This window comes from Micropruina sp. (assembly GCF_047602385.1).
GTDB lineage: Bacteria > Actinomycetota > Actinomycetes > Propionibacteriales > Propionibacteriaceae > Micropruina.
The window spans coordinates 693428-703388 of sequence record NZ_JASGHL010000003.1 but is presented as its reverse complement, the minus strand read 5'-3'; the positions used below and the strand labels follow the sequence as shown (position 1 = coordinate 703388).

General features: G+C 66.0%; 12 protein-coding genes and 5 pseudogenes. 3 read left to right on the top strand and 14 right to left on the bottom strand.

What is annotated here, in order from left to right:
- Positions 1 to 203: 203 nt before the first annotated feature.
- Positions 204 to 1127 (bottom strand): MYG1 family protein, encoded by a 924-nt coding sequence (locus tag QM711_RS13050; RefSeq protein ID WP_415099946.1) that lies wholly within the window; start codon positions 1125 to 1127, stop codon positions 204 to 206.
- 99 nt (positions 1128 to 1226) lie between these two features.
- Entirely contained in the window at positions 1227 to 1799 is a 573-nt protein-coding gene (locus QM711_RS13045) for a TetR/AcrR family transcriptional regulator (RefSeq protein WP_415099944.1), read from the bottom strand.
- A 205-nt stretch (positions 1800 to 2004) separates the two neighbouring features.
- Between QM711_RS13045 and QM711_RS13040 the strand changes: the two genes are divergently transcribed.
- The gene (locus QM711_RS13040) at positions 2005 to 2793 is read left to right on the top strand and encodes a hypothetical protein (protein ID WP_415099942.1); all 789 of its coding nucleotides are present in this window, start codon (positions 2005 to 2007) and stop codon (positions 2791 to 2793) included.
- Between the two features lie 368 nt (positions 2794 to 3161).
- On the opposite strand, the gene QM711_RS13035 is transcribed toward QM711_RS13040, so the two are convergent.
- From QM711_RS13035 to QM711_RS12980, 12 genes and pseudogenes are all read right to left on the bottom strand, one after another.
- Positions 3162 to 3677 (bottom strand): Gfo/Idh/MocA family oxidoreductase, encoded by a 516-nt coding sequence (locus QM711_RS13035; protein WP_415099940.1) that lies wholly within the window; start codon positions 3675 to 3677, stop codon positions 3162 to 3164.
- The gene (locus tag QM711_RS13030; protein WP_415099938.1) at positions 3607 to 4071 is read right to left on the bottom strand and encodes a Gfo/Idh/MocA family protein; all 465 of its coding nucleotides are present in this window, start codon (positions 4069 to 4071) and stop codon (positions 3607 to 3609) included. The genes QM711_RS13035 and QM711_RS13030 overlap by 71 nt, the downstream gene beginning before the upstream one ends.
- 353 nt (positions 4072 to 4424) lie before the next feature.
- Complete coding sequence (locus tag QM711_RS13025; RefSeq protein WP_415099936.1) at positions 4425 to 5306, bottom strand: substrate-binding domain-containing protein; 882 nt, start codon at positions 5304 to 5306, stop codon at positions 4425 to 4427.
- Positions 5236 to 5463, bottom strand: a complete 228-nt coding sequence (locus QM711_RS13020) for a LacI family DNA-binding transcriptional regulator (RefSeq protein ID WP_415099934.1) — start codon at positions 5461 to 5463, stop codon at positions 5236 to 5238. The genes QM711_RS13025 and QM711_RS13020 overlap by 71 nt, the downstream gene beginning before the upstream one ends.
- Before the next feature lie 200 nt (positions 5464 to 5663).
- Positions 5664 to 6387, bottom strand: a pseudogene (locus QM711_RS13015) (class II aldolase/adducin family protein).
- Between the two features lie 145 nt (positions 6388 to 6532).
- Positions 6533 to 6580: pseudogene (locus tag QM711_RS13010) on the bottom strand (hypothetical protein); the annotation flags it as partial.
- A pseudogene (locus QM711_RS13005) lies at positions 6567 to 6875 on the bottom strand (nucleotide-binding domain containing protein); the annotation flags it as partial. The pseudogenes QM711_RS13010 and QM711_RS13005, both read right to left, overlap by 14 nt.
- Positions 6876 to 6999: 124 nt before the next feature.
- On the bottom strand, positions 7000 to 7122 hold the full coding sequence (locus QM711_RS13000; RefSeq protein ID WP_415099932.1) for a hypothetical protein: 123 nt from the start codon (positions 7120 to 7122) through the stop codon (positions 7000 to 7002).
- Positions 7100 to 7300 carry a four-carbon acid sugar kinase family protein gene (locus tag QM711_RS12995; RefSeq protein ID WP_415099930.1) on the bottom strand — a complete coding sequence of 67 codons (201 nt, stop codon included), beginning with the start codon at positions 7298 to 7300 and terminating at the stop codon, positions 7100 to 7102. The genes QM711_RS13000 and QM711_RS12995 overlap by 23 nt, the downstream gene beginning before the upstream one ends.
- A gap of 46 nt (positions 7301 to 7346) precedes the next feature.
- Positions 7347 to 7424: pseudogene (locus tag QM711_RS12990) on the bottom strand (hypothetical protein); the annotation flags it as partial.
- A 67-nt stretch (positions 7425 to 7491) separates the two neighbouring features.
- Positions 7492 to 7665, bottom strand: a pseudogene (locus QM711_RS12985) (hypothetical protein); the annotation flags it as partial.
- A complete protein-coding gene (locus QM711_RS12980; RefSeq protein ID WP_415099928.1) occupies positions 7634 to 8671 on the bottom strand; it encodes a LacI family DNA-binding transcriptional regulator in 1038 nt (345 codons plus the stop codon). The gene QM711_RS12980 and the pseudogene QM711_RS12985, both read right to left, overlap by 32 nt.
- A 165-nt stretch (positions 8672 to 8836) precedes the next feature.
- Between QM711_RS12980 and QM711_RS12975 the strand changes: the two genes are divergently transcribed.
- Together QM711_RS12975 and QM711_RS12970 are read left to right on the top strand one after the other, a co-directional pair.
- Positions 8837 to 9046 (top strand): hypothetical protein, encoded by a 210-nt coding sequence (locus QM711_RS12975; protein ID WP_415099926.1) that lies wholly within the window; start codon positions 8837 to 8839, stop codon positions 9044 to 9046.
- Positions 9047 to 9146: 100 nt separating this feature from the next.
- Complete coding sequence (locus tag QM711_RS12970; protein WP_415100001.1) at positions 9147 to 9449, top strand: substrate-binding domain-containing protein; 303 nt, start codon at positions 9147 to 9149, stop codon at positions 9447 to 9449.
- Positions 9450 to 9961 lie beyond the last annotated feature (512 nt).

Here is a 9961-nt window from a genome sequence, read left to right as displayed (position 1 = left end):
ACGTATTGCTAAGGTTAATAGGGAAACACGATAGAATCCGAACAGCACCTAGAATTGGCTGATGCCCCGCCTTGCCGAGAAACGCCGCCATGCCGAAGGCAATCGCCCCGGCGCCAAGGATCGCAATGCGCATTCTTCTTCCTTTCCTGTGCATGCCGGGCCCCGAAAACCCGTAGCGGGTCAACGGCCGGGAAGCGATGGTTTTATCCGGCGAGCGCCTCTTCCACGGCGATCCTCGCCATTTCGAGCGCCGCCTCCCGCGTCTTCGCCGCGGCAACGAAACGGCCATTATGACAGAAGGTCGCCTCGTCCACGCCGCAGGCCGCGGCCAGATCGCGGCCGGTCAGCCCCGCCCAGGCCGCCGGTAGATCGGCGCGCTGTTCAAATCCGTCACTCGAACGCCTGATGCCCGTCAGGCACCAGTCAGTCTCCCGCGGATGGACGACGAACAGGAGATGATCGGCGCCCGCCTTCACGATGGCGGGGCGGAAGGGCATGCCCATGGGAAGCTCCAGCACCCGGTTCTCGCCGGCCGCCGCAATCGCCCCGAGCACGATCGTTTCCGCGCGCAGTTTCGCGGCGGCCTGCCTTATCGTCGCTTCCACGAAACCCCGCGCAATCGAAAGCGCGTCGTGGAAGGCCCGGTCGTCGGCGCCCAGCTCCCTGTCATCGAAGACGGGTTTCAGCGTTTCCAGAAGAACCGGCAAGGTCAGCTTGGCCAGCGGGCCGGCGACGGATGGGTTCAGCGCCCCGTTGTCCACCAGGTTGACCGGCAGCACGAAGTCCTGGTCGAAGCTTGCATGCAGGGCCTCGACATCGGCGCCGGGAACGCCGAAGGCCGCCAGGTAATCCCGTCCGAAGTGCCGCCAGACCAGCCCGAAGGAACTAAACGGCTGGCCGTCATCCCGCAGCGGCGCGCCGCGCTGGTGATGGTCGAAAATCCCGGCAGTCGGATCGTAGGCCCCGCCGACATCGTAGACGATCCTGTCGCTTCCCGGCGTAATCCATTCCGGCGCGCGGCTGCGGACGAGGCGGGCCGCCGGAAACAGCCGCGTCAGGATCACGCTCGACAACAACTCGTCCGCATGGAAGCCGCCGGAATGCGTTACTAGGAAATCGAGAGCCATGCCGGTCAACCTATCGGACGTTTTTCGTTTCAAACCATCGGGACCGAATAGCGAGTGAAGGCCGTGGTTTCAAGGGACGGATCGGGACCTTGCCGAACATTAAGGCGCGGCCGCCGCCGCGAGATAGGCCCCGGCCAGAAGGCGGGCCTCATCAGGAAAGCCGTTCAACGCCTCCGGCTGCGATGCGAGCTTCGCGAAGCGTCCGCGCGACACGCCGGCAAGGGCGGACAGAAGCGTGAAAGCCACGCGCCCGGGCTCGGCAAACGACGCGTCGGAGGCATTCGCCAGAACGCGGGCGACGGCGCCCTCCAGCCGCCTATGGATATCCGTGGGCAAGCGGAACTGATCGATCGCGCCCGCGACACCATAAAGCGCCATCGTCGCTTCGGGGCGGGCAATCTTGACCGAGACATAGGCGTCGGCGATGCTGCCGGCGAGATCGGCGACCGGTCGTCCGGTATCATGAAGGGCAATCCCTTCCATGGCGGCCGCCAGTTCCTCGAAATGACGGTGCAGGACCGCGTAAAGCAGCGCCTCCTTGTTCGGGAAATACTGATAGAGCGTTCCGACCGAAACGCCGGCCCGCTCGGCCACGCGGGTGGTGGTCAGCCGCGTCAGCCCTTCCGTCAGCAAAACCTGAATCACGGCCTCGTGAATGGCATCGACCGTCACACCAGACCGAGCCTGAACGGGGGCTTTCCGGGCCTTCAGGCGCCGGGGAACGTTGGGAACCGGACTTTCCAAAATGCGAATACCAACCTGAGGAATCCCTTCAAGAGGCAGACAACAGAGGGGACCGCGCCGATCAAGCCAATGGCCATACCGTTTCCGGCTTCATTGCGCGCAAAACCGGCAATCAGCGAAGGGTGTGGCGAAGATGACCGAGGAAATCGAGAAGACGGCAACGGATGCCATGAGCCGCAGGCTGTTTCTGGCCACCGCCGGCGCGGCCGCATCCTCCGCGCTGCTGCCAGCCGCGAAAGCGCGGGCGGCATCCCCGTCTCCGCGCCTTCTCAGGTTCAGCGACCACGAGCCGCTTGGCGGCATGCGCACCCGCTTCCTCAAGGAGGTCCTGTTCCCGGCCATCGAGAAGGAATTGAACGGCCGCCTGAAGATCGAGGACCACTGGAACGGCGAGATCGCCGAGGCTTACGACGCGCTGGGGGCGGTCGGCAAGGGCGAGGCCACGGAGATGGCAACCGTCGTGCCGGAATATACGGCGAAGGAACTGCCGCTCCACCAGATTTTCAAGAGCTTCCCGACAGGCCCCACGGGCGGCAGGCAGATCGATTTCTTCGAACGGGTCTATGCCGAGGTTCCCGCCTTTCCGGCGGAACTGGCGAAGAACGATATCGTCCAACTCTTTTTCGGAACCGGATATCCGGTCGCCTTCTTCAGCACCGAGCCGATGACGGATCTGGAGGGCCTGAAGGACGGCAAATGGCGCTCCGCCAGTTTCTGGCATCAGGATTTCCTGCGCAATGCCGGCGCGACGCCTGTTACCATGTGTTGGGGCCCGGAAATCTACGATGCCCTGAAGCAGAAGACGCTCGACGGCCTCATGGTGAATGTTGACAGCGGCTATATGCTGACGTTCACGATGCCGCGCCGAACGTGCTCGTTTCGAAGGACCTCTGGCTTGGCCATGTTTATATTCTCGCGATGAACAAACGCGTCTGGGACGGTCTTTCCCAGGAAGACAGGGACGCGATAAAGCGCGCCGGGCAGGCATCCTATCGCGCCCTCGGCCCGGTCATGGAAACGAGCTTCGACGCGCAGCTGCGCGACCTGAAGGAAGCGGGCGCTACCGTGCGCAGCCTCGATCCCGATGAGGCAGGCCAGTGGGAGGCCGTCACGAGATACCGGCGACGTCCAATCGGCCTGGGCGGCGAGCCAGAAAGACAAGGGCATTCACGAGGCCGTGCCCGCCCTTGCGGCGGTGGCATCCATCATGAGCGCCTTAATGGAATAGGGCAGCCTCGCCTGCCCACGGAAAACCGGTCCGGGGCGCCTTGTCCGCGCGCCCCGAATGGATCAGAGGTCGAGGGAAACCCACTCGCCGCTGCGGCTCGACTGGATGGCCGCCTCGATGAAAGCCAGCCCGGCGATGCCGTCGCGAATACCGGGATACATGACCGCCTCATCGCATGGGCGGCCGTCGCGGGCGGCGATGATCGCATCGGCCGCTTCGCGATAGAGCGTCGCGAAGCCTTCCAGATAGCCTTCGGGATGGCCGGAGGGCACCCGGCTGACGCGATTGGCGCTGCCGCCGGCCCCCGCCCCGGCGCGGGTTATCAGCCGCTTCGGCTCGCCATAGGGCGTGAACCACAGTTCATCGACCCGGGCATGATGCCATTCCAGCCCACCCCTTTCGCCATAGACCCGCAAGGACAGGGCATTCTCGTTGCCGACGGCGATCTGGCTCGCCCACAGCATGCCCTTCGCCCCGCTCGGATAGCGCAACAGGATATTGGCGTCGTCATCGAGCACGCGGCCGGGCACGAAGGCGGTCAGATCGGCATAGAGGCGGTCCGGCACTTCCCCCGTCACGAAGGCCGCAGCGTTGAAGGCATCCGGGTTCCGATATCGCCGATGGCGCCCCCCGCGCCGGAACGGGCCGGGTTCGGTGCGCCATTCCGCTGCCCTTGGCGCCCTGCTTCTCCACCGCTTCCGTCAGCCAGTCCTGCGCATATTCGGCCTGCACATGGCGAAGCTTGCCGATGGCGCCGGCGGCCACCATTTCGCGCATCTGCCGGATCATCGGATAGCCGGTGTAATTGTGCGTCAGCATGAACAGCTTGCCCGAGGCGGCGATCACCGCTTCGAGCGCCTTCGCCTGCGCCAGCGTCGTGGTCACCGGCTTGTCGCAGATGACATGGATGCCGGCTTCGAGAAACGCCTTGGATGGCGCGAAATGCAGGTGGTTCGGCGTCACGATGGCCACGGCCTCGATGCCGTCCCGGCCGGGCTGCCTCGGCCGCCGCCATCGCCTCGAAGCCGTCATAGGACCGGTCCTCGGCGATGCCGAGATCGCGGGCCGACGCCCTGGCGCGTTCGGGATCGGACGACAATGCGCCGGCGACCAGTTCATAGCGGTCGTCGAGCCGCGCGGCGATCCGGTGTACGCCGCCGATGAAGGACCCTGCCCGCCGCCGACCATGCCGAGACGAATGCGGCGCCCGAAGTTTTTCCAGTCATTTCATTCCTTTCACAGGCCAAGAAGGCGCCGGTTGGCAGCGGTGTTGACACCGCTATTGGCAAAATCGTCGAAGGCGCGCCCGGTGGCGCGTATGGTCTTCATGCGCTTCCCTTGGCGGTTTCAGCCGGCCCGAGCGCTGCGACCGAACCCCGGATGACAAGTTCCGTTTCCAGCTGAACGACGGGTTTCACCGGCTCGCCGGCAAGACGCGCCACCATGAGCGCCATGGCCTGCCGTCCCATTTCGTGGCGCGGCTGGCGCACGGTCGTCAGGCCGGGCTCGAAAACATCGGCGAAGATGATGTCGTCGAAACCGATGACGGAGATATCGGCCGGCACGGCCAGTCCGCGGCGGCGCAATTCGCTGATGGCGCCAATCGCCATCTGGTCGCTGGCCGCGAAAATGGCCGTGAAGCCGTGACCGGCATCCAGCAGGTCGCGTACGCCCCGCCGGCCCGCCTTGACGCTGTAATCGCCACTAGTCTCCAGCTCCGGCGACGGCGAAAGACCCGCCCCGGCAAGCGCCTGGCGGTATCCCTCGCGCCGCTCGGCGGCGAGGCTTTCGCCGGCCGGGCCGCCAAGATGCGCGATGCGGCGATGCCCCTTTTCGAGAAGATATTGGACGGCCTGCCGCGATGCGCTGATACTGTCGATCCTGACCATCGGCATGTCGAGGCCGGGGATTGGCTCGGAAGCGACGACGAGCGGTGGCAGCCGTTCGGGGTGGCGGATGAGATCGGCCGGAAGATGGCCGGTCATCAGGATCAGCCCGTCGGCATGGCGCTGGCGCACCAGATCGACATGCTCGACGATACGGGCCTCGTCGTTGCGGGCATCGCCCATCAGCACCTTGTAGCCGGCGGCGCCGGCGCTTTCCTCGACCCCCTTGAAGATTTCCAGATAGAAGGGATTACCGATATCGCGCACCAACAGGATGACCGTGCGATTTCGATTGCCGGCGAAAGCTGCGGGCCTGCGCATTCGGCACGAAACCGGTCTTTTCCACGGCTTCGAACACCCTGCGCCGCGTCTCCTCGCGCACCCGGTCTGGCTGCTGCAAGGCCCGCGAGACCGTGGCGATAGACACGCCAGCGACCGTCGCCACGTCCCGGATGGTCGAAGGCGGCTTTCGCGTCATCGCCGCAGAGCCCACGGGCGGCGCGCCGGCTCGATTCCGGCGCATGCCCCACCGCGAGAGCGGGAACTTATGCCCGATAGACACAAGCGGTATATGACGCTGGGTTCCGACGTCACTTGAACGATTTCCTTAGATGTAACCGGTTACATTTCCATAGACGTGCCATCGGCGGTGGGGAGAGTCAAGGTCCGGCCAGTCGGTCAGTCCCGGAAGATCTGGGGGAAAAGACAGGGGAAGACGCCGGGCCATCGTCGAGGCCCGGAGCGAGCGGCGGAAACCCTAACGGGACCTGAGCGCGCTGACCTCCTCCGGCCGTAGCGGCCGGATCGGTCGCCCGTCAGCATCAGGAACAGCTTGGCCGTCTCCTCCAGTTCCTCGGTCGCATATTGCGCCTCGCGCAACGTCTTGCCCGCGACGACCGGGCCGTGATTGGCGAGCAGCACCGCATGGCTGTCGCGGGCCTTGAGCGCCGACGGCCTCGGCAAGCGCCTCATCGCCCGGCGGAAAATAGGGCACCAGCGGCAGGCGCCCGACGCGCATCACGTAGTAGGCGGTGAGCGGCGGCAGCACGTCGTCCGGGTCGAGCCCGTCGAGAATGCTGACGGCGACCGCATGGGTCGAGTGAAGATGCACCACCGCGCCGGCGCTCGCTGCGCTCGCAATACATGCAGCGATGCAGGAAGGCTTCCTTGGTCGGCTTGTCGCCGCCGACATGCACGCCTTCGGCGGAAAAGCTTCGAAAGCCGCGCCGGGTCGAGCTCTGCCGAGCGACGCATTGGTCGGCGTCATCAGCAGTTCGCCGCTCGAAAGCCGCGCGCTGATATTGCCGGTCGAGCCGAAGGTGAACAGCCGGTCGAACAGCGATCTGCCGACCTCGACGATCTCGTCGCGCAGGCGGGTCTCCTCGGAAAGGATCGCCGTCATGCCAGCACGCTCCCATGCCTTGAGGAAGAAGTCGGGCGCGCCGAAATTGCCCGATTTCAGGGCGAGCGCCACCGGCCGCGCCGTCGCCCAGGCTGAGCGTCCACGGCACGCCGGGATCGATCTCCGGGCCGATGAACAGTGCCGAGACGCCGAGCGCGTTGACGACCGCGCCGGAGGTCTCACCGCCGGCCACGAGGAAGCGGCGTGAAGCCCCGCGCCCGCAGCGAGGCCGCGACATCGGCGAGGAAGTGCTCGACCAGTTCGCCGGCCCGGTCGCGGCCGAGCTTGTCCTGCGCGGCGCGCACCTCGTCCGGATCGGCGCTGGAATAGATCAGCGGAATGGCGTCCTTGCACGGCAAGCGCCCAGTCGACGGCCTGCTCGGCGGAAAGCGTCCGGAGCGATCTCCAACGGATCGACCTTGAAGACAGGCGTGCCCGCGCTCGATCGCCGCTGCGATCTGGCCGCGCGTCGCCTCGGAGCAGGAACCAGCCAGCATGACAGCCCGGCCGCCGCGGCGCGGTGAAGCGTTGCCGGCACGGCGTCGGCGCCGATCTCGCCGCGCCGGCGGAAATTCTCCGGCAGGCCGATCGCGATGCCGGAGCCGCCGGTGATCAGCGGTCATGTCCGACGAGCGCCGCGCCGATGGCGCGCAGGTCGTCGTCGGTGATCGCATCGACGACCAGAATGCGCTCGCCCGCCGCTCTGGCCGCCTCAAAGGCCGTCGCGAATCGCATCGGCGCCCCGCGCCACCACATCGCGACCGACCAGCCCGACCTGAAGCGTTGTCTGCGCCTGCATCAGCCGCACGAGATTGGAATCGGTCATCGGCGTCAGCGGATGGTCCTTCATCGGGCTTTCCGACAGCAGCTGGTCGCCGACGAAGAGATGGCCGCTGATAGATGGTGCGGCCATTGGTGGGGAAGGCCGGGCAGACGATCGTCAGGTCGGCGCATCGAGCGCCGCCATCAGCGCCTCGGTCACCGGGCCGATATTGCCCTGCGGGCGTGGAATCGAAGGTCGAGCAATATTTGAAGATGATCTGCCGCGCGCCGGCGGCGCTGCAGCCGTGCGAGCGCCGCGAGCGACTGCGCCACCGCCTCCTCGGCCGGGATGGTGCGCGATTTCAGCGCGACGACCACGGCGTCGGCCTCGCCGATAATCGAAACCTTCGGGCGGCACGCCGACCACCTGCACGGTGCGCATGCCCTCCGCGCGCCAGCATCAGCGCCAGGTCGGTCGCGCCCGTCAGATCGTCTGCGATTGCAGCCAAGCAGCATGGGCATTCCTCCATGATGCGATCAGGCCGTTGCGCCCTCGATGATTTCGAAACCCGTATCGATGATCTGCGGCGCGGCCGGCCGCTCGGCCGTTTCCAGCAGCTTCTCGGCCGCCGTCTTGCCGATCAGGAAACGGTTGGAGCGGATGGTCGACAGCGGCCTCGGCAGCGCCTGGCCGATCTCGAGCCCGTTGAAGCCGAAAAGCGCCAGATCGCTCGGGAACAGCTATGCCCGTCGGCCAGGCAGTGCATGAAGCCGCCGACCGCCATGTCGTCGTTGGAAAAGACCACGGCATCGATCTTCGCGTCGCCGGCCAGCAAGCCCGGCCAGCGTCTCGCGGCCGGCCAGGGTCGAGCTCGGGCCGTCGAAGCAGCTGCTCGGCGACGAGGGACAGTCCCGCCGTCGCGAGACCCGTCGCAAAGGCCGTCATAGCGCAGCCGGGCGCGCCGGTCGGCCGTCCAGTCGTGGCCGACATAGCCGAAGCGGCGATAGCCGCGCGACAGCCAGGTGGCGGGCCGTCGCGCGGCCCGCCTCGCGATGCGACAGGCCGACGGCGAGATCGATCGGGCGTCGCGTCGATCTCCATCAGTTCGGCGACGCGGATGCGGTTGGTCTGCAGCATGCGGCGGCTGGCCGTCGGTGTGCTCGAAGCCGGTGGTGATGATGGCGGCCGGCTGCCAGGCCAGCAGCGAGGCGAGGATTTTCTGCTCCTGCGTCGAGATCGTAATCGGTCACGCCGATCATCGGCTGGTAGGGCGTGGCGGCCAGCGCGGCATGGATACCGCGCAGCACTTCGGGGAACACGATGTTGGAGAGCGACGGCAGTACGACGCCGATGATGAGCGAGGACGGACGAGGCGAGCGAGCCGGCGGCGCGGTTGGGTACGTAGCCGAGCTCCTCGATGGCGCGGCAGACGCGCCTCCGCGTGTCCTCGGCAATCGGGCCCTTGTTGCGGATGACGCGCGACACCGTGTTCTCGCTGACCTCGCGCCAGCCGCGCCACATGCGGCGAGCGTCGGTGTTCCGGTCTGCATGCCTGCGTTCTCCCTTCCCTATCTCAGCGCTAACATATTTTACTTGATCTTGGCTAGACAATCTGCTTAGAAAAAGATGTTAGCGCTGAGATAAGCGCTTTCGGGAGGAATTTTCGCTTTTCTGGGAGGAATTGCCGTGAAAAAGTCTCGCAAGGTCATGGTCGCCATGGCCTCGATACTCTGCGCCTGCACCACACTCGCCACCGCCGCCACGGCGGCCGAAACCTATCGTCCGGAATGCTTCGCGCCGGCGCCGGACAACGCCAAGGTCATCAAGCATGACAAGCGTGATGGCCCCTACAAGGTCGCCTTCGTCAACGGCTTGCCGGCAATGACTGGCGCATGACCGCCATTCAGTGCGCCAAGGCCTGGGCCGCGCGGCCTGACAACAAGCCAAGCTCAAGGAATTCACCGTCGTCTCGGTCGGCAACGATAGCGCCGCCCAGATCGCCGCCATCGACAACTTCATCGCCGCCGGCTACGACGCGATCACCTTCATCGCCGTCAACCCGACGGCCTTCTCCTCGGTCATCAAGCGCGCCCAGCAGGCCGGCACCGTTCTCGTGCCCTTCGACAACGTGCTCGACACCGACGCCATCGTTCAGGTCAACGAAAACCAGTTCGAGCTTGGCGCCATGAAGGCGCAGGCCGTGGTCGACGCGATCCAGAAGGCCAAGGGCAAGGTCGAGGGCACCGGTGCTGGAAGTCTCCGGCCTGCCGGGCAACGCCACCGACCGCGACAACCATGACGGCATGCGCTCGGTGCTCGACAAGCATCCGGGCCTCAAAGTCGTGCAGGTCGTCGGCAACTGGGATGCCGGCACCGTGCAGAAGGTGCACGGCCGATGCGCTCGCCACCAACGGCAAGTTCGACGGCGTGATGGTGCAGGAAGGCTCGATCGGCGCACTGAACGCGCTGAAGAATGCCGGCCATCCGGTCGTTCCCTTCGGCGGTGACGCCGGCAACGGCACCCGCCGCCTGATCGCCGAGGGCAAATATCCCGGCGTGACCGCCGCGCAGGCGCCGGTCATGTCGGCGGTGGCGCTCGAAGCGGCCGTGTCGCTGCTCGAAGGCAATGCCCTGCCGCAGAAGGTGTCCCTGCCCATTCCGCACAAGGACAATGCCGATCTGAAGGAAGGCACGGACTATTTCCCCGAAGCTGCCGGATACCTTCTACACCACCACCGGCTATCCCGCCTGCTTCCCGGTCTTCACGCCGGAAGAACTGCTGGGCCAGACCCCCGACAACACCTGATCCTC